This window comes from Leifsonia sp. KNZ12-8B, from assembly GCF_056755495.1.
In genome coordinates this window covers 30,442-48,514 of record NZ_JBPGXM010000014.1, presented here as the reverse complement: position 1 = coordinate 48,514, position 18,073 = coordinate 30,442, and the positions used below count along the sequence as shown (strand labels likewise).

The window sequence follows — 18,073 nt, the reverse complement described above, 5'->3', positions numbered from 1 at the left end:
AGATGTGTATAAGAGACAGATTCCGGGGGAACAGCGGCAGAACGACGCCCCTCGCGGGTGGCCGGTGCGGCTCAGGACTGGTGCGAGAGCTCCTCGGCCACCAGGAAGGCCAGCTCCAGCGACTGCATGTGGTTCAGGCGCGGGTCGCACAGCGACTCGTAGCGGGTCGCCAGCGTCTCCTCGTCGATCTGCTCCGAGCCGCCGAGGCACTCGGTGACGTCGTCGCCGGTGAGCTCGACGTGGATGCCGCCGGGGTTCGTCCCCGCCGCGCGGTGCGCCTCGAAGAAGCCCTTGACCTCGTCCACGACGTCGTCGAACCGGCGCGTCTTGTAGCCGGTCGGCGTAGTCAGGCCGTTGCCGTGCATCGGGTCGGTGACCCACAGCGGTGTCGCGTCGGAGCGCTTGATCGCCTCCAGCAGCGGCGGCAGGGCGTCGCGGATCTTGCCGGCGCCCATCCGCGTGATGAAGGTCAGGCGGCCGGGCTCGCGCTCGGGGTCGAGCTTGTCGATGAGCCGGAGCATGTCGTCGCGCGTCGTCGTCGGGCCGAGCTTCACGCCGATCGGGTTGCGCACCCGCGACAGGAAGTCGACGTGCGCGCCGTCGAGGTCGCGCGTGCGCTCCCCGATCCAGATGAAGTGCGCCGACGTGTTGTACGGCGTCCCGGTGCGCGAGTCGATGCGGGTCATCGGGCGCTCGTAGTCCATGAGCAGGCCCTCGTGGCTGGAGTAGAACTCCACCCGCTTCAGCTCGTCGAAGTCGGCGCCGGCGGCCTCCATGAACTTGATGGCCCGGTCGATCTCGCGCGCGAGGCCCTCGTACCGCTGGTTGGCCGGGTTGGCCGCGAAGCCCCTGTTCCAGCTGTGCACCTGGCGCAGGTCGGCGAAACCGCCCTGGGTGAAGGCGCGGATGAGGTTCAGCGTGGAGGCGGCGGTGTGGTAGCCCTGCACCAGCCGGCGCGGGTCGGCCTGGCGCGACTCCGGCGTGAAGTCGTAGCCGTTGACGATGTCGCCGCGGTACGCCGGCAGCGTCACGCCGCCGCGCGTCTCGGTGTCGCTGGAGCGCGGCTTGGCGAACTGGCCGGCCATGCGGCCCATCTTGATGACGGGGACGGAGGCCCCGTAGGTCAGCACGACCGCCATCTGCAGCACGGTCTTCACGCGGTTGCGGATCGCGTCCGCGGTCGCTCCGGCGAAGGTCTCGGCGCAGTCGCCGCCCTGGAGCAGGAACGCCTCGCCCTGCGCGGCCCTGGCCAGCCGCGTGCGCAGCTGGTCGACCTCGCCGGCGAACACCAGCGGCGGGAGGGTCGCGATCTCGGCCGAGGCGGCCGCGGCGGCCTCGGGGTCCGGCCACTCGGGCTGCTGCTTGATCGGGAGCGTGCGCCAATAGTCCAGGCCCTCGATCACGGACGCGTCTGGGGTGACGACGGGGTCGGTGGTCGTTGCAAGCACGTGCTGGGACACTGGTCTTCCGCTCGGATCGAGGCGCCGGCACTGCCGCGCGCCGGTGGATGGGGTGACTTCCGAGCCTACCGTGAAAGCTGGGCCCGCTTCTCCTTCACCGTGGACGCGTACACGTCCAGATACTCCTGGTCGCCCAGGCGGTGCAGCTCGTACATGATCTCGTCGGTGACCGAGCGCAGGATGAAGCGGTCGCCCTCCATCCCGTCGAAGCGGGAGAAGTCGAGCGGCTCGCCGATGATGATGCCGATGCGGCCGATCTTCGGCAGGCGGGTGCCGATCGGCATGATCTTGGCCGTGTCGACCATCGCGACCGGGACGACCGGGACGCCCGCCTCCAGGATCATGCGCGCCACGCCCGTGCGGCCGCGGTACAGCTTGCCGTCGGGGCTGCGGGTGCCCTCGGGGTAGATGCCGAGGATCTCACCCCGGGCCAGCACCCGGAGACCGGTGTTGAGCGACGCCTCCGACGCCTTGCCGCCGGAGCGGTCGATGGGGAGCTGGCCGGTGGCGTTCATGAACGCCTTGGTCGCCCATCCCTTCAGCCCTCTGCGGGTGAAGTAGTCGCTCTTGGCCAGGAAGGACACGTGCCGGTCGACCACGAGCGGCAGGAAGATCGAGTCGATGAACGACAGGTGGTTGCTGGCGAGGATGACGGCGCCCTCCGCGGGCACGTTCTCGAGCCCGACGACCCAGGGGCGGAAGATGCCCTTGAGGATCGGCCCAGCGATCACGTTCTTCATCAGCCAGTAGAACATCGCCTCAGAGCCTAACCCGCCGCGGCCCTCAGAGGGAGGCGGCGTGCAGGCGCGCCAGGTCGGCGGCGCCCACCACCCCGGCGTCGTTGACGAGCTCGGCGATCGTGAACTCGGGCTCCGGGTGGTACCCGCGCGCCGGGAGGTTCTCGAGGTAGGCCAGGCGGATGGGCTCCAGGAGGAGCTCGCCGGCCTGGGCGACGCCGCCGCCGAACACGAAGACCTGCGGGTCGAGGATGGCGCCGAGGCTCGCGCACGCCTGACCGAGCCAGTCGCCCAGCTGGCGCAGCGCGGCGAGGGCGCCCGGGTCTCCGGCCATGATGAGCGTGGAGATGTCGGTGCCGTTCAGCTCGCCGCCGTTGCGGGCGCGGACGTCGGCGAGCGCCTGGCCGATGCCTCCGGCGTCCGCCAGCTCGTTGGCCATCCGCTGCAGCGCCCGGCCGGAGCCGTACTGCTCGATGCAGCCGTGCGCGCCGCAGCCGCACGGCAGGCCGCCGGGGACGACGCGCATGTGGCCGATCTCGGCTCCCGCGCCGAACCCGCCCCGGAACAGCCGGTCGTTGCTCACGATCGCGCCGCCGACGCCGGTGCCGATGGTGAGGATGACCATGTCGCTGACCAGCCGGCCCGCGCCGAAGCGGAACTCCGCCCAGCCGGCCGCGTTCGCGTCGTTCTCGATCAGCACCGGCACATCGAGGCGGCGCTCGAGCTTCTCGCGGAACGGCTCGTGCCGCCAGTTGATGTTGGGCGCGTAGTACACGGTCGACTGCGCGGCGTCGATGAACCCGGCCGCGGCGACGCCGACGCCGGCGATCTGCTCCGGCCCCTGCTGCAGCCGCTGAACCATCCCGACGACGGCGTCCTCGATGAGGGCGGGGCTGCTCGCGTCGGTCGGGACGCGCTCCTCCCGCACGATGACGCCGAGCTCGTCGACCACCGCGCCCGCGATCTTGGTGCCGCCGATGTCGATTCCGATCGCGTGCACAGGCGGGCCTTCCTCGAAAGACGGGTGGAGTCGCCCTCCGGACGGGCGGAGGGCGTGGAGGTGGGGCGGCGGGTCGCGCTCGCGGGTGACTCCCGGCCGCACCATCTAGAGTGTAGTTAACCCGTGGGGCCGAAGCCATTCGGCCGCACAGCCCGTCCGCCGGTACCGAGGGAGCTACCGTGATCCAGTTCGAAACACCCGCCATCGTCCCCGCCGACCCCGAGGCGAACGCCACCGACCTCCTCGTGGACCGGGTGGCGGCCACGCCGGACGCGCCGCTGTTCGCCCTCCCCGACGGCGCCGGCTGGCGCGACGTCTCGGCCGCGGAGTTCCACCGGCAGGTGATCGCGCTGGCGAAGGGGCTCGTGGCCGCCGGCATCCAGCCGGGCGACAAGATCGGGCTGATGTGCCACACGCGCTACGAGTGGACGCTCATCGACTTCGCGACCTGGTTCGCGGGCGCCGTGCTGGTGCCGGTGTACGAGACCTCCTCCCCCGCCCAGATCCAGTGGAACATGGCCGACTCGGAGGCCGTCGCGATCATCCTCGAGACCGCGGAGATGCACGCCCGCTTCGACGAGGTGCACCCCGACCTCCCGCTCATCGGCAACGTGTGGCAGCTGCACCTGGGCGACCTCGACAAGCTCGTCGCCGCCGGAGCCGGCGTGCCGGACGAGGAGATCGAACGGCGCCGCCGCCTCGCGAAGGGCAGCGACCTCGGCACGCTGATCTACACGTCCGGCTCGACCGGGCGGCCGAAGGGCTGCGTGCTCACCCACGCGAACTTCGTGGAGCTGTCGCGCAACTCGGCCGAAGCGCTCACCGAGCTGATCCACCAGCCGGGCGGAGCCTCCACCCTCCTCTTCATCACGACCGCGCACGTGTTCGCGCGGTTCATCGCGGTGCTCTGCGTGACCGGCGGCGTGAAGGTCGGCCACCAGGCCGACACGAAGCAGCTGCTCCCGGCGCTCGAGAGCTTCAAGCCGACCTTCCTCCTCGCGGTCCCGCGCGTGTTCGAGAAGGTCTACAACTCGGCGGAGCAGAAGGCGGAGGCCGGCGGCAAGGGCAAGATCTTCCGCGCGGCGGCCGAGGTGGCGGTGGCGCACTCGAAGGCCGTGGAGGCCGGCGCCTCGATCCCGCTCGGCCTGAGGCTGAAGTTCGCGCTGTTCGACCGGCTCGTGTTCTCGAAGCTGCGCGCGGCGATGGGCGGCCGGGTGCGGTACGCGGTCTCCGGCTCCGCTCCGCTGGGCTCGCATCTCGGGCACTTCTTCCACAGCCTCGGCATCAAGGTGCTGGAGGGCTACGGGCTCACCGAGACGACCGCGCCGGCGACCGTCAACCTCCCGTCGAAGTTCAAGATCGGCACGGTCGGACCGGCCCTGCCCGGTGTCTCGATCCGGCTGGCGGACGACGGCGAGATCGAGGTGAAGGGCGTCGACGTCTTCAAGGAGTACTGGAAGAACCCCGCGGCGACCGAGGCCGCCTTCGACGACGGCTGGTTCAAGACCGGCGACCTCGGGTCGTTCGACGCCGACGGCTTCCTGACGATCACCGGACGCAAGAAGGAGATCATCGTCACCGCGGGCGGCAAGAACGTCTCGCCGGCGGCGCTCGAGGACCCGATCCGCTCCAACCCGCTGGTCGGGCAGGTGATCGTGGTCGGCGACCAGAAGCCGTTCATCTCCGCCCTGATCACGCTCGACACCGAGATGCTGCCGACCTGGCTCGCGAACAACGGCGAGGACAAGGACATGACGCTCGCCGAGGCGTCCATCAACCCCGCGGTGCACGCGGAGATCCAGCGCGCCATCGACGTGGCGAACGCGGGCGTCTCGCGCGCCGAGAGCGTCCGCAAGTTCGTGGTGCTGGCGACCGAGCTGACGGAGGCGAGCGGGCACCTGACGCCGAAGCTGAGCATCAAGCGCAACGTGATCCTCGCGGACTTCGCCGACGTGATCGACGGCATCTACAGCGACAACCCGCGCACCGAGGGCTTCTCGCTGGCGCACTGACCGCGTGCGGGCGGGCGCGCCGCGCAGCGCCGCGGCGCCCGCCGCTCAGACCTCGTCGCGCCAGGAGTGCTGAGGGGCGTAGCCCAGGAGGCGGCGGGCCTTCGCGATCGACAGGAGGGTGTCGTTGACCCCCAGGTCGCCCTTCAGCTCGACGCCCGGGAAGACCTCCGCCACCAGTTCCGCGTTGGGGCGCGCCATCACCGTGTCGGCCGCCGCGATGATGAAGCGGTCGAAGCCGGTGGTGTCCCACTCCAGCGCCTTCAGGATGGCCTGGGCGCCATCGCGCGCGTCGATGTAGCCCCACAGGTTCCACTTGCGCAGACGGGCGTCCGCGTCGAACGACGGGAACGCGGCGTAGTCCGCCGGCTCCATCACGTTCGAGAAGCGCAGCGCCACGATCTTCAGGGCCGGGTCCCAGCGCACCAGCTCGATCGCCATCTGCTCCTCGAGGTGCTTCACCAGCGAGTAGGTCGACTCCGGTCGCGCCGGGTACTCCTCGTCGACCGGGATGTACGGCGGCGGCACGTCGAACGGCAGGCCCAGCACGGTCTCGCTCGACGCGTACACGATGTTGCGGATGCCGGCCCGCCGCGCCGCCTGGAATACGTTGTACGTGGCGCGGATGTTGTTGTGGAAGGTCGCCGCGTCGGGCGCGATGCCCGGCGCCGGGATCGCGCCGAGGTGCACGATCGCGTCGAAGCCGGTGTGCTGGTCCTCGACGCCCAGGATCGCGTCCAGGACCTGGCCGAAGTCGGTCAGGTCGACGCGCACGAAGCCCGGTCCGCGCTCCCCGTTCGCGTCGAGGTTGATGACGGTGTGGCCGGCTGCGCGCAGCTCACGCACGACGGTGCGCCCGAGCTTGCCCGATCCTCCGGTGACGGCGATGTCCATGCCGTCGAGTCTAGGGGAGGGAGGCTAGAACCAGTCGCTCTCGCGCACCTGCTTCATCGCCTCGCGACGGGTGTCCTTGTCGAGGCGGTCGAGGTACAGCATCCCGTTCAGGTGGTCGGTCTCGTGCTGCAGCGCCTGCGCGAGCACGCCGGTGCCGGAGATCTCGATCTCCTTGCCGTCGAGGTCGACTCCGCGGACCCGGGCGAACGGATAGCGCGCCGTCTTGAACCACAGTCCGGGCACCGAGAGGCAGCCCTCGTCGACCAGCTCCGGCTCGCCAGACACCTCCACCAGCTCGGGGTTGATGACGTAGCCGACCTGACCGTCGACGTTGTAGCTGAACACGCGCTGGTTCACACCGATCTGCGGCGCGGCCACCCCGGCACGGCCGGGCGGCAGCACGCTGTCGACCAGATCCTCCACCAGCCCGCGCACGCCATCGTCGATCTGGTGGACCGGCTCGGACGGCGTCTTCAGCACGGGGTCGCCGAACAGGCGGATCTGGCGTTCGGTCACGGGTACTCCTCGGTGATGGCGTTGCTGGTGGTGGCGGTGCGGAGCTGCGTCAGTCGCGTTCGGCCGGCAGCCCCTCGACCACGAGTGCGGCGAGTGTGCGGGCCGAGAGCTGGGTGAGCGGCTTGAGGTTCTTCCACGAGACCACGGACCCGGCCGCCAGCTGGGGGTCGTACGGGATACGGACGATCTCGCGCACCCTCGAGCGGAAGTGCGACTCGATCTCCTCGAGCTTCACCAGGTTCGTGCCCTGCGTGGCCGTGTTGAGCGCGACCACGGCGTTGGAGACCAGGTCGCCGTAGCCGTTCGCCTCCAGCCAGGTCAGGGTCTCGGAGGCGAGGCGCGCCTCGTCGACGCTGCCGCCCGAGACGATCACGATCTCGTCGGCGCGCTGCAGCGTGGCCCGCATGACCGAGTGGACGATGCCGGTGCCGCAGTCGGTGAGGACGATCGAGTAGAACCGCGCGGCGAGGTCGGCGACCACGTTGTAGTCGTTCTCGTCGAACGCCTCCGACAGCAGCGGGTCGGTGTCGGAGGCCAGGATGTCGAGCCGGGTCTCGTCGCGCGACACGAGGGCCGAGAAGTCGGTGAAGCCGCCGATGCTCGCCGCCTTGTGCACGACGTCGCGGACGGTCGCGCGCGTCTGCTTGGGCACGCGCTCCGACAGGGTCCCGCGGTCGGGGTTCGCGTCGATCGCGACGATGCGGTCCTCGCGGGCGCTCGCGAGCGCCATCCCGAGCAGCGTCGTCACGGTGGTCTTGCCGACGCCGCCCTTGCGGGTGAGCACCGGCACGAACCGCGTGCCGCCCTCGAACTGCTTCTGGATGCGGTGGTCGAGCTCCTTGCGGGCGCGCACCTTCGCCGAGTCGCCGAGGTTCACGCCGCGGAACGTCGCGTTGTACACGAAGCGCTGCCACGGCCCCTCAGGCCCCGGCCGCGTCTTGCGGTTGATCTCGAGGAGCCGGTCGGCGGTCAGCATGGCCGCCGACTCGGGCTGCGGCGACGCCTCGCCGCGCAGGCGGTCGCGGCGCGACACCCCGTCGCGCGCCGGGGTCGGCGGCACGTCGGCCGCACGAGCCGGCTCGGGCGCGGTCGGCGTCGGGCCGGTGGCCGGCGAGGCCGCCAGCCGCGACGCGACGATGGCGACGGAGGTCGTGGTCGGCTCGGTCGGCGACGCGACGAACCCGGGGTCGACCGGGACGTCGTCGATCGCGACCGCGGCCTCGTCGGCCGGCATCTCCGGCGGCGGAGGCGCCGGGAGGTCGACGGCGATCTTCAGCGTCTCGGACGGTGTGAGCGTGAGCCCCTCGTCCGCGCGCGCGAGGGCACCGTCCTCGGGCTCCTCCGGCTTGTCCACCACGTCTCCTGCATTCTCCTTCCGCCTCCTGCGAGGCGACGGCGCCATTCTAGGCGTCAGCGTGTCGGGTCGTCGTGCTCGGCCGTCAGGCGGGGGTGATCACGACGAGCAGGTCGCCGGCGTCGACCTGCTGGGTCTTCGGGATCGCCAACCGCTCGATCGTGCCGCCGACGGGGGCGGTGATCGCCGCCTCCATCTTCATGGCCTCGATGGAGGCGACCGCCTGCCCGGGCGCGACGACGTCGCCGACCGCGACCTGCAGGGTCACGACGCCGGAGAACGGTGCGGCGATCTGGCCGGGCTTGGCCGTGTCGGCCTTCTCGGCCGCCTTGGTCTCGACGACGATGCTGCGGTCGCGGACGAACACCGGGCGCAGCTGCCCGTTGAGCGTCGTCATGACCGTGCGCATGCCCTTCTCGTCGGCCTCGCCGATCGCCTCCAGGCCCAGGTAGAGCCGCACGCCCTTGCTGAACTCGATGACGTGCTCCGAGCCCTGCGCGAGGCCGTACAGATAGTCGAGCGTGTCGACGACGGAGAGGTCGCCGAACAGCTCGCGCATCTGCTCGTAGATCCGCGTGGGGGCCGGGAAGAGGAGGCGGTTGAGGGTCGCGCGGCGCTCGGCGCTGTCGCCCTCGAGCGCGCTGGCGTCGTCCGCGGAGAGGTCCTCGACGCCGACCTTCACGGTCTTGCCCGCGAGCACCTTGGTGCGGAACGGCTCCGGCCAGCCGCCGGGCAGCTCGCCCAGCTCGCCGGCCATGAAGCCGACCACCGAGTCGGGGATGTCGTAGTTCTGCGGGTTCTCGGCGAAGTCGTCCGGGTCGGCCTTCACCGCGGCGAGGTGCAGGGCGAGGTCGCCGACGACCTTCGACGATGGGGTGACCTTCGGGATGCGGCCGAGGATGCGGTTGGCCGCCGCGTACATGTCCTCGACGAGCTCGAAGTCCTCGGCGAGCCCCAGCGCCTTCGCCTGCTGCCGCAGGTTCGACAGCTGGCCGCCGGGGATCTCGTGCTTGTACACGCGACCGGTCGGGCCCGGGAGGCCGGACTCGAACGGCGCGTAGACGTGGCGCACGGCCTCCCAGTACGGCTCGAGGTCCTCGACCGCGGAGAGCGAGATGCCGGTGTCGCGCTCGGTGTGGGCGAGCGCAGCGACGAGGGCGGAGGCGCTCGGCTGGCTCGTGGTGCCGGCCATCGGCGCGCTCGCGACGTCGACCGCGTCGGCGCCCGCGCGGGCGGCGGCGAGCAGCGTGGCGAGCTGGCCGCCCGGGGTGTCGTGCGTGTGCACGTGCACAGGGAGGTCGAACCGCTCGCGGAACGCGCCCACCAGCTTCTCGGCGGCGCTCGGCCGCAGCAGGCCGGCCATGTCCTTGATGGCGAGGATGTGCGCGCCCGAGTCGACGATCTGCTCCGCGAGGCGCAGGTAGTAGTCGAGGGTGTAGAGGTCCTCGTTCGGGTCGAGCAGGTCGCCGGTGTAGCAGACGGCGACCTCCGCCACCGCGGAGCCGGTGGCGAGCACCGACTCGATCGCCGGGCGCATCTGCGACACGTCGTTGAGCGCGTCGAAGATGCGGAAGATGTCGACGCCGGTCGAGGCGGCCTCGCGCACGAAGGCGTCGGTCACCTGGGTCGGGTACGGCGTGTAGCCGACGGTGTTGCGGCCGCGCAGCAGCATCTGGATGTTGATGTTCGGCAGGGCCTCGCGCAGGGCGGCCAGGCGCTCCCACGGGTCCTCGCCGAGGAAGCGGAGCGCGACGTCGTAGGTCGCGCCTCCCCACGCCTCCACCGACAGCAGCTCGGGCGTCATGCGGGCGACGTACGGCGCCACGGCGAGGAGGTCGCGGGTGCGGACGCGCGTCGCGAGCAGCGACTGGTGCGCGTCGCGGAACGTGGTCTCGGTCACGGCCAGCGCGGTCTGCTGCCGCAGCGCGTCGGCGAAGCCCTTCGGGCCGAGCTCCAGCAGGCGCTGGCGCGAGCCGGATGGCGCCGGGGCCGCGAGGTCGATGCGCGGGAGCTTGTCGGCGGGGTCGGCGGTCTCCGGCCGCGGGCCGTTGGGCTGGTTGACGGTCACGTCGGCGAGCCAGTTGAGCACCTTGGTGCCGCGGTCCTTGGAGGCGCGCCCCTTGAACAGCTCCGGCCGCTCCTCGATGAACGAGGTCGAGACGTTGCCGGCGATGAAGTCAGGGTCCTCCATCACGGCCTGCAGGAACGGGATGTTCGTGGCGACGCCGCGCACGCGGAACTCGGCCAGCGCACGGCGGGCGCGCAGCACGGCGGCCGGGAAGTCGCGGCCGCGGGTGATCAGCTTCGCGAGCATGGAGTCGAAGTGCGGGCTGATCTGGGCGCCCGGGTTGATCGTGCCGCCGTCGAGGCGGATGCCGGCGCCGCCCGGCGAGCGGTACGTCGTGATCTTGCCGGTGTCCGGGCGGAAGTTCGCGGTCGGGTCCTCGGTCGTGATGCGGCACTGGAGGGCCGCGCCGCGCATCTGCACCGTCTCCTGGCTGAGGCCGAGGTCGGCGAGGGTCTCCCCCGCCGCGATCCGGATCTGCGACTGGACGAGGTCGACGTCGGTGATCTCCTCCGTGACGGTGTGCTCGACCTGGATGCGCGGGTTCATCTCGATGAAGACGTGCTGGCCGGCGCGCTCGCCCGCGGTGTCCAGCAGGAACTCCACGGTGCCGGCGTTCTCGTAGCCGATCGACTTGGCGAAGGCGATCGCGTCGCGGTAGAGCGCCTGGCGGATGTCGTCCGAGAGGTTCGGCGCCGGGGCGATCTCGACCACCTTCTGGTGGCGGCGCTGCACCGAGCAGTCGCGCTCGAACAGGTGCATGGTGTCGCCGGTGGAGTCGGCGAGGATCTGCACCTCGATGTGGCGCGGGCGCAGCACGGCCTGCTCGAGGAACATGGTCGGGTCGCCGAACGCGCTGTCGGCCTCGCGCATCGCCTCCTCGAGCGCCGGACGCAGGTCCTGCTTGCTGTTCACGCGGCGCATGCCGCGCCCGCCGCCGCCGGCGACGGCCTTCGCGAAGATCGGGAAGCCGATCTCGTCGGCGCCGGCGAGCAGCTCCTCGATGTCGCGCGAGGGCGGGGTCGACTTGAGGACCGGGACGCCCGCGGCGATCGCGTGCTCCTTGGCGGTGACCTTGTTGCCCGCCATCTCGAGCACCTCGGCGCGGGGGCCGATGAAGGCGATGCCGGCCGCGCGTGCGGCGTCGGCCAGCTCGGGGTTCTCGGAGAGGAAGCCGTAGCCGGGGTAGATCGCGTCGGCGCCCGACTCCTTGGCGACGCGGATGATCTCCTGCACGTCGAGGTATGCCCGCACCGGATGCCCCGGCTCGCCGATCTGGTACGCCTCGTCGGCCTTCAGGCGGTGCATCGAGTTGCGGTCCTCGTACGGGAAGACGGCGACGGTCTGAGCACCGAGCTCATAGGCGGCCCGGAAGGCCCGGATGGCGATTTCACCGCGATTGGCAACGAGGATCTTACGGAACATGGGGACCTTTCGAGCAGGGGTCGACACCACACAGCAAACGGTTAGGTTCTCCAAGACTAGTAAAGGTAACGTGGCTCTCGTGCACGTACTCAGCGTTAGCTCCCTCAAGGGCGGTGTCGGAAAGACCACGGTGACGCTCGGACTTGCCTCGGCGGCGTTCGCGAAAGGACTCCGCACCCTGGTCGTCGACCTCGACCCGCAGTCCGATGTGTCGACCGGCATGGACATCCAGGTCGCCGGCCATCTCAACGTGGCCGACGTGCTGGCCTCCCCCAAGGAGAAGATCGTCCGCGCGGCGATCGCGCCCTCGGGCTGGACGAAGGGCCGCTCGGGCAAGATCGACGTCATGATCGGCAGCCCGTCGGCGATCAACTTCGACGGCCCGCACCCCAGCATCCGCGACATCTGGAAGCTGGAGGAGGCGCTCGCCAACGTCGAGCACGACTACGAGCTCGTGCTCATCGACTGCGCGCCCTCGCTCAACGCGCTGACCCGCACCGCGTGGGCGGCGAGCGACCGCGTCGCCGTCGTCACCGAGCCCGGCCTGTTCTCGGTCGCGGCCGCCGACCGCGCGCTGCGCGCGATCGAGGAGATCCGCCGCGGCCTGTCGCCGCGCCTCCAGCCGCTCGGCATCATCGTGAACCGCGCCCGCGTGCAGTCGTTGGAGCACCAGTTCCGGATCAAGGAGCTTCGCGACATGTTCGGCCCGCTGGTGCTGTCGCCGCAGCTGCCGGAGCGCACCTCGCTGCAGCAGGCGCAGGGAGCGGCCAAGCCCCTCCACGTCTGGCCCGGCGAGAGCGCGCAGGAGATGGCGCACAACTTCGACCTGCTGCTGGAGCGCGTGCTGCGCACCGCCCGCATCGGCGAGTACGCGACCCAGCCCACCGCCTGACCCGTTCCTCGGGCAGGCACGCGAGTACGCCCGAATTCGGGCGAAAACCGCCGACTACGCGGAGAATCCGCGTACTCGACGGTTGGAGTCGGGAGGGGTCAGGAGGCCTTGGTGCGGGCGGCGCGGCGCGCGGCCAGCTCGTCCATGGCGTCGGTCTGCGTGTCGAGCTCGACCAGGCTCGACTCGACCTCGCGGAGCACCTTGCCGACCGCGATGCCGAAGACGCCCTGCCCGCGGCTGACCAGGTCGATGACCTCGTCGTCGGAGGTGCAGAGGTAGACGCTCGCGCCATCGCTCATCAGCGTGGTCTGGGCGAGGTCGTTGACCCCGGACTCCCGCAGCTGGTTGACCGCCGTGCGGATCTGCTGCAGCGAGATGCCGGTGTCGAGGAGACGCTTGACGAGCTTCAGCACGAGGATGTCGCGGAAGCCGTACAGCCGCTGCGAGCCCGAGCCGGCTGCGCCGCGCACCGTGGGCTCGACGAGCCCGGTGCGGGCCCAGTAATCGAGCTGGCGGTAGGAGATGCCGGCCGCGCGGGCGGCGACGGCGCCGCGGTAGCCGTTGGTGTCGTCCATCTCGGGGAGGCCGTCGGTGAACAGCAGGCCCAGGTCGTAGCGGGCGACGCCGCCGTCACGACTCAGTTCGCTCATGGTGTTCGCCTCTCGACCGTTCGGATACCGCACACCGTGATGACCGGCGCTTCATCAACGGTACCCATGCGGAGGTCACCGGGCAACGACATCCGGACAATCGGCTCGGCGTGTCGAGGTCGGCGGGAGCCGATCGCGGCCGTCAGGGCCGCAGGCGCGCGAGCGCCGCGCGGATGATGCTGCCGCGGACGACGTCGAGCTGCCCCGCGATCTCGCGGGCGAGCTCGGCGGTCCTGGCCTGGCTCGACACGTCGTTGCGGCGCGCGATCGGGACGAGAGCCGTCTCGATCAGGCCGATCTCGCGCTCGGCGGCGGCACGGAATCCGCGCAGGTGCCGCGGCTCGATGCCCGTGCGGCTCAGCTCCGCCAGCGCCTTGAGCACGGTGAGGGCCTCGTCGCCGTAGACGTCGCCCGGCGTGATGAGGGAGGCGCTGATCGCCTCCTGCAGCAGCTCGGCAGAAGCGCCGGCCTCCCGCAGGAGCTCGTCGCGCTGCAGCCGGGTGCCCTTGTCGAGGATCGACGGCGCGCGACCGGTCCCCGGCATCGCCGGGTGCCGGCCGGCGTCGAGGTCGGCGAGGTACTTCTTGATGACCTTGAGCGGGAGGTAGTGGTCGCGCTGCATCTCGAGCACGGTCCGCAGCCGCTCCACGTCGGCGGGCGAGAACTTGCGGTACCCCGAGGCCGTGCGCGACGGCGAGACCAGTCCGCGCTCCTCGAGGAAGCGCAGCTTCGACGACGACAGGTCGGGGAACTCCGGCGTCAGCCGCGCGAGGACCTGGCCGATGCTGAGCAGGGCGGGGGACGCGGACTGCGCCCTCGCTGCCGGCCGGGCCACTAGCCGTTCGCCGCTGCGGCGAGGTCTTGGCGCGAGGCGTAGAAGGTCAGGCGGAACTTGCCGATCTGCACCTCGGCGGAGTCGGACAGGAGCGCGCTCTCGATGCGGACGCCGTCGTAGTACGTGCCGTTGAGCGAGCCCAGGTCGCGCACCTCGAAGGCGGTGCCGCGGCGGGTGAACTCGGCATGGCGGCGCGAGACGGTCACGTCGTCGAGGAAGATGTCGGCGTTGGGGTGCCGGCCGGCGCTCGTCACGTCGGCGTCGAGGAGGAACCGCGCGCCGGTGTTCGGTCCGCGCCGCACGATCAGCAGCGCCGACCCGGACGGGAGCGCACTGATGGCCTCCTGCTCCTCGGGCGAGACCTCCCCGTCGAGCGGGAACATCTTGGACACGAACTCCTCGCCGAAGCGGGCCGTCGTGTCCTCGTTCCCCGCCGCGCGCAGGGGGTTGTTCTCGGCGTCGCCGTCGGCGGGGCCGCTGGATGGAACGTTCTGGGTCTCGTCAGGCACCGTCAACCTCCTTCTCGTCCAGCGTATCGGAAAGCCGGCGCCTGTCATCGGCCGGAAGGCGGATTACGCGAGCGGTTTCGCGGATGTACACGATTCCGGCCCACCAGTAGAGGAACGCGCCCCACAGCGCGAAGGCCCAGCCGAGCGGCAGCGACCACGGCGCCAGCGGCTCGAACGCCTCCCCCAGCATCAGCAGCGGGAGCGCCCAGAACAGGCAGAACGTCGCGACCTTGCCCAGGTGGTGCACCGGGAGGGGGCCGAACCCGTGGTTCGCCAGCACGACCCCGAGGACCGCGAGCATGACGTCGCGGGCGACGATCACCGCGACGAGCCACCACGGGATGACCTCGCGCCAGGCGAGGCCGATCAACGCGGCGAAGATGTAGAGCCGGTCGGCCGCGGGGTCGAGCAGCTGGCCCAACCGGGAGACCTGGCCGAGCCGCCTGGCCAGCCAGCCGTCGAGGAAGTCGGTGATGCTGGACACGACCAGCACCAGCAGCGCGAGCGCATCCTCCCCCGCGATCACCAGGACGAGGAAGACGGGGACGAGGGCCAGCCGGAAGAAGCTGAGGACGTTCGGGATCGTCCAGACGCGCGAGCTCACCCCGTCGGGCGGGACCGCTGCCTGGGCGCCGACACCATCCACTCCTCCACTCTAGCGAGCGGCGCTCCGCGGCCTGCATCCTGACCGCGCGCGCCCCACGCCCCTAGGATGTGGCCGTGGATCCGATCATCGTCTGTCTCTGGCTGCTGGCGGCCGTCTGCGCCGCGACCTGGGTGCTGTCGCTCGTCACGAACGAGCACTCCTGGGTCGACCGCATCTGGTCGATCGTGCCGGTGGCGTACGCCTGGATCTTCGCCGGGGCGGCCGGGCTCGCCGACGCGCGGCTCGACCTGGTCGCCGTGCTGGTGACGCTGTGGGGCCTCCGGCTCACGTTCAACTTCGCCCGCAAGGGCGGCTACCGGCCGGGCGGAGAGGACTACCGGTGGGAGGTGCTGCGCGGCCGGATGAGCCCGGCGCTGTTCCAGGTGTTCAACCTCCTGTTCATCGTGATCTACCAGAACGTGCTGCTCCTGCTCATCACGCTGCCGATGTGGACGGCGTACCAGCACCGCACGCCGCTGAACCCGCTCGACCTGGTCTGCGCGGCGCTCTTCCTCGCCTTCCTGGTCGGCGAGACCGTCGCCGACCAGCAGCAGTGGGAGTTCCACCGCTGGAAGAAGGCGGAGGCCGCCGCCGGCCGCACGCCCGACCCACGGTTCCTGCAGACCGGGCTGTTCCGCTACTCCCGGCACCCTAATTTCTTCTTCGAGCAGGCGCAGTGGTGGGTGGTGTTCCTGTTCGGGTGCGTGGCCGCCGGCTCGCTGCTGCAGTGGACCGTGATCGGACCGCTGCTGCTGACCGGGCTGTTCATCGGCTCCACCGTCTTCACCGAGAGCATCTCGCGCTCGCGCTACCCGGAGTACGCGGAGTACCAGCGCCGGGTGTCGCCGATCGTGCCGTGGCTCCCGGCGCGCGGAGAGGTCGTCAGCGCGCCGCGCTGACCGAGCCCGGCCGCGGCGGCTTCGGGAACGCCGAGCGCATGTGGTCGGAGTCGAGGTAGTCGGCCACGCCGATCAGGATGAGGCTGAACACGATCTGCTCGGTGACCATCCAGAGCGGGTACAGCCCGGGGACCGCGGCGATGACGAGCGTGACGACAGGGAAGATCTTCGAGAACAGCCGCAGCCGCGAGTACGCCCAGTAGTAGCCCTTGGTGGCGCGCCAGGCGAAGTAGAACAGCGTGACCGTCATGCCGAGGACGACGACCGACCGCATCCACACAGGGAAGGGCACCGATACGCCGTCGAGGGCGAGCACGACGGCGACGGCGACCGCGGCCGTACCGATCAGCAGCTCGACGACGAGCAGCCAGGCGATGACGTGGAAGGCGCGCCGGGTGCGCGGGTCGTCGCGCCCCTCCTCCGGCACCGTGTACGCCGCATGGCGGCCGCCCGCGAGGCGGTCGAGACGCGAGAGCAGAGCTTCCACCCCTCCACCGTAACCCGGACTACGGTGGAGGCATGTCGTGCATCCGCTTCAACACCCCTGCCCAGCGCCAGGCGATGCGGGCGGCCCGCCCCGCCATGCTCACGGCCGAGGAGGCGGCGGCGCTGCACCCGGCGCCCGAGGTGACCGAGAGCAAGATCCGCCGGCTGCGCCTGCTCGCGACCGACGCGAATCCGAAGATCCGGGAGGCCGTGGCGAGCAGCTACAACACCCCCGTCGACGTGTTCGAGGCGCTGGCGAAGGACCCCGACGATGGCGTGCGCGGGTGCGTGGCGAAGAACGAGGCGACACCCTGCGACATCCTGCGCGAATTGGCCGCCGACCGGTCCGAGACCGTCCGCGGCTGGGTCGCTGTCAACTACTTCGTGCCGGCCGACGTGATGGAGACCCTCGCGAAGGACAGGAGCCGCACGGTGCGCAGCCTCGTGCAATGGAAGGCGTCGCTGGCGGAGGAGTCGCTCGCCGAGCGCGAGGCCGCGGCGGTCTGACCGTGGCCGACAGCGTGCGCGTCGACTCCTGGGCGTGGGCCGTCCGGCTGTTCAAGACGCGCTCGGCGGCCTCCGACGCCTGCAAGGCGGGCCACCTCAAGGTCAACGGCGAGCGCGCGAAGCCGTCGCAGCCGGTGAAGGTCGGCGACGAGGTGCGCGCGTTCGTCGCGGGCAGCGAGAAGATCTACATCGCCCGCCGGCTGATCGTGAAGCGCGTCGGTGCGGCGGTGGCGGCCGAGTGCTTCGAGGACCGCACGCCGCCTCCCCCGCCGAAGACGGAGGCGCCGCTCGCCGTGCTGCGCGAGCGCGGCGCCGGTCGGCCGACCAAGCGCGACCGGAGGCTCCTGGACCAGCTGCGGGGACGCTGATGGCGCGGGCGCGCATCGGCATCTCGGGCTGGACGTACGCGCCGTGGCGCGGCGTCTTCTACCCGAAGGGGCTGCCGCACCGGGCGGAGCTGCCGTACGCGGCCGAGCGGCTGGACTCGATCGAGATCAACGGCAGCTTCTACTCGCTGCAGCGCCCCTCCAGCTACCGCACGTGGGCCGAGCACACCCCGGACGACTTCGTCTTCGCGGTCAAGGGCGGCCGGTACATCACGCACATCCTGCGGCTGAAGAACGCGAGGACCGCGGTCGCGAACTTCTTCGCGTCGGGAGTGCTGGCGCTCGGGCCGAAGCTCGGGCCGCTGCTGTGGCAGCTGCCGCCCACCCTGCCGCTCGACCCGGAGGAACTGGACGCGTTCCTGGCGATGCTCCCGCGCTCGACGACGGCCGCCGCGACGCTCGCGGGCGAGGCGACGCTCGACGAGGACCGCACGCACACGGCCGTCACCGCCGACCTGCCGCTGCGGCACGCGGTGGAGGCGCGCCACGAGTCGTTCACGGACCCCGCGTTCGTCCGGGTCGCCCGGGACCACGGCGTCGCCGTGGTCGTGGCGGACACCGCCGGCCGCTACCCCGTGATCCGCGAGGTGACCGCCGACTTCATGTACGTGCGCCTCCATGGCGACGAGGAGCTGTACACGAGCGGGTACGACGACGAGGCGCTCGACCGCTGGGCCGCCGACATGCGGGGCTGGCTCGCCGACGGCCTCGACGTCTACGCGTACTTCGACAACGACGTGAAGGTGCGGGCCCCGTACGACGCGATGGCACTGCGCGAGCGGCTGCGCTGAGGGGGCGGCCCG

Annotated in this window: 18 protein-coding genes; 6 read left to right on the top strand and 12 right to left on the bottom strand. The window is 71.0% G+C overall.

From position 1 onward, the window contains the following. Positions 1-71: 71 nt before the first annotated feature. The 3 genes from ACR9ZG_RS04005 to ACR9ZG_RS03995 form a co-directional block, all read right to left on the bottom strand. Positions 72-1,403 (bottom strand): class II 3-deoxy-7-phosphoheptulonate synthase, encoded by a 1,332-nt coding sequence (locus tag ACR9ZG_RS04005; RefSeq protein ID WP_481283533.1) that lies wholly within the window; start codon positions 1,401-1,403, stop codon positions 72-74. 122 nt (positions 1,404-1,525) lie between these two features. Beyond that, positions 1,526-2,215, bottom strand: a complete 690-nt coding sequence (locus tag ACR9ZG_RS04000; protein WP_481283530.1) for a lysophospholipid acyltransferase family protein — start codon at positions 2,213-2,215, stop codon at positions 1,526-1,528. Positions 2,216-2,243: 28 nt separating this feature from the next. Further along, positions 2,244-3,197, bottom strand: a complete 954-nt coding sequence (locus tag ACR9ZG_RS03995; RefSeq protein ID WP_481283529.1) for an ROK family glucokinase — start codon at positions 3,195-3,197, stop codon at positions 2,244-2,246. Positions 3,198-3,376: 179 nt separating this feature from the next. Here ACR9ZG_RS03995 and ACR9ZG_RS03990 point away from each other — a divergent pair, with 179 nt between their 5' ends. Next, positions 3,377-5,209, top strand: coding sequence for an AMP-dependent synthetase/ligase (locus ACR9ZG_RS03990; protein ID WP_481283528.1), 1,833 nt, complete (start codon positions 3,377-3,379; stop codon positions 5,207-5,209). Between the two features lie 45 nt (positions 5,210-5,254). Here ACR9ZG_RS03990 and ACR9ZG_RS03985 read toward each other — a convergent pair whose 3' ends face one another. From ACR9ZG_RS03985 to ACR9ZG_RS03970, 4 genes are all read right to left on the bottom strand, one after another. Further along, positions 5,255-6,100 carry an NAD-dependent epimerase/dehydratase family protein gene (locus ACR9ZG_RS03985; protein WP_481283527.1) on the bottom strand — a complete coding sequence of 282 codons (846 nt, stop codon included), beginning with the start codon at positions 6,098-6,100 and terminating at the stop codon, positions 5,255-5,257. A 24-nt stretch (positions 6,101-6,124) separates the two neighbouring features. Beyond that, positions 6,125-6,616 carry a peptide deformylase gene (gene def, locus ACR9ZG_RS03980; protein WP_481283526.1) on the bottom strand — a complete coding sequence of 164 codons (492 nt, stop codon included), beginning with the start codon at positions 6,614-6,616 and terminating at the stop codon, positions 6,125-6,127. Between the two features lie 49 nt (positions 6,617-6,665). Continuing rightward, positions 6,666-7,973, bottom strand: coding sequence for a MinD/ParA family ATP-binding protein (locus ACR9ZG_RS03975; protein WP_481283525.1), 1,308 nt, complete (start codon positions 7,971-7,973; stop codon positions 6,666-6,668). Between the two features lie 82 nt (positions 7,974-8,055). After that, complete coding sequence (locus ACR9ZG_RS03970; protein ID WP_481283524.1) at positions 8,056-11,460, bottom strand: pyruvate carboxylase; 3,405 nt, start codon at positions 11,458-11,460, stop codon at positions 8,056-8,058. Positions 11,461-11,530: 70 nt separating this feature from the next. On the opposite strand from ACR9ZG_RS03970, the gene ACR9ZG_RS03965 reads away from it, so the two are divergent. Further along, positions 11,531-12,352 (top strand): ParA family protein, encoded by an 822-nt coding sequence (locus ACR9ZG_RS03965; RefSeq protein ID WP_301208160.1) that lies wholly within the window; start codon positions 11,531-11,533, stop codon positions 12,350-12,352. 98 nt (positions 12,353-12,450) lie between these two features. Here the strand turns inward: ACR9ZG_RS03965 and ACR9ZG_RS03960 are convergent, their stop codons facing one another. The 4 genes from ACR9ZG_RS03960 to clsA all read right to left on the bottom strand — a co-directional run bounded on the left by ACR9ZG_RS03960 (position 12,451) and on the right by clsA (position 14,992). Further along, positions 12,451-13,002 carry a MerR family transcriptional regulator gene (locus tag ACR9ZG_RS03960; protein ID WP_481283523.1) on the bottom strand — a complete coding sequence of 184 codons (552 nt, stop codon included), beginning with the start codon at positions 13,000-13,002 and terminating at the stop codon, positions 12,451-12,453. Positions 13,003-13,144: 142 nt separating this feature from the next. Next, complete coding sequence (gene ftsR, locus ACR9ZG_RS03955; RefSeq protein WP_481283522.1) at positions 13,145-13,837, bottom strand: transcriptional regulator FtsR; 693 nt, start codon at positions 13,835-13,837, stop codon at positions 13,145-13,147. Beyond that, a complete protein-coding gene (locus ACR9ZG_RS03950) occupies positions 13,837-14,352 on the bottom strand; it encodes an FHA domain-containing protein (RefSeq protein ID WP_481283521.1) in 516 nt (171 codons plus the stop codon). The genes ftsR and ACR9ZG_RS03950 overlap by 1 nt, the downstream gene beginning before the upstream one ends. After that, positions 14,339-14,992 carry a cardiolipin synthase ClsA gene (gene clsA, locus ACR9ZG_RS03945; protein WP_481283520.1) on the bottom strand — a complete coding sequence of 218 codons (654 nt, stop codon included), beginning with the start codon at positions 14,990-14,992 and terminating at the stop codon, positions 14,339-14,341. The genes ACR9ZG_RS03950 and clsA overlap by 14 nt, the downstream gene beginning before the upstream one ends. A gap of 74 nt (positions 14,993-15,066) precedes the next feature. Here clsA and ACR9ZG_RS03940 point away from each other — a divergent pair, with 74 nt between their 5' ends. Then, a complete protein-coding gene (locus ACR9ZG_RS03940) occupies positions 15,067-15,891 on the top strand; it encodes a DUF1295 domain-containing protein (protein WP_481283519.1) in 825 nt (274 codons plus the stop codon). Here ACR9ZG_RS03940 and ACR9ZG_RS03935 read toward each other — a convergent pair. Next, positions 15,875-16,378 carry a hypothetical protein gene (locus ACR9ZG_RS03935; RefSeq protein WP_481283518.1) on the bottom strand — a complete coding sequence of 168 codons (504 nt, stop codon included), beginning with the start codon at positions 16,376-16,378 and terminating at the stop codon, positions 15,875-15,877. The two genes, ACR9ZG_RS03940 and ACR9ZG_RS03935, sit on opposite strands and share 17 nt — an antisense overlap. A 32-nt stretch (positions 16,379-16,410) precedes the next feature. Between ACR9ZG_RS03935 and ACR9ZG_RS03930 the strand changes: the two genes are divergently transcribed. From ACR9ZG_RS03930 to ACR9ZG_RS03920, 3 genes are read left to right on the top strand one after another with little or no spacing between them, the layout of a single operon-like run. Next, the gene (locus ACR9ZG_RS03930; RefSeq protein ID WP_481283517.1) at positions 16,411-16,884 is read left to right on the top strand and encodes a hypothetical protein; all 474 of its coding nucleotides are present in this window, start codon (positions 16,411-16,413) and stop codon (positions 16,882-16,884) included. A gap of 2 nt (positions 16,885-16,886) precedes the next feature. Further along, entirely contained in the window at positions 16,887-17,252 is a 366-nt protein-coding gene (locus ACR9ZG_RS03925; protein ID WP_481283516.1) for an RNA-binding S4 domain-containing protein, read from the top strand. After that, complete coding sequence (locus ACR9ZG_RS03920) at positions 17,252-18,061, top strand: DUF72 domain-containing protein (RefSeq protein ID WP_481283515.1); 810 nt, start codon at positions 17,252-17,254, stop codon at positions 18,059-18,061. The genes ACR9ZG_RS03925 and ACR9ZG_RS03920 overlap by 1 nt, the downstream gene beginning before the upstream one ends. The last annotated feature ends 12 nt before the right edge of the window (positions 18,062-18,073 follow it).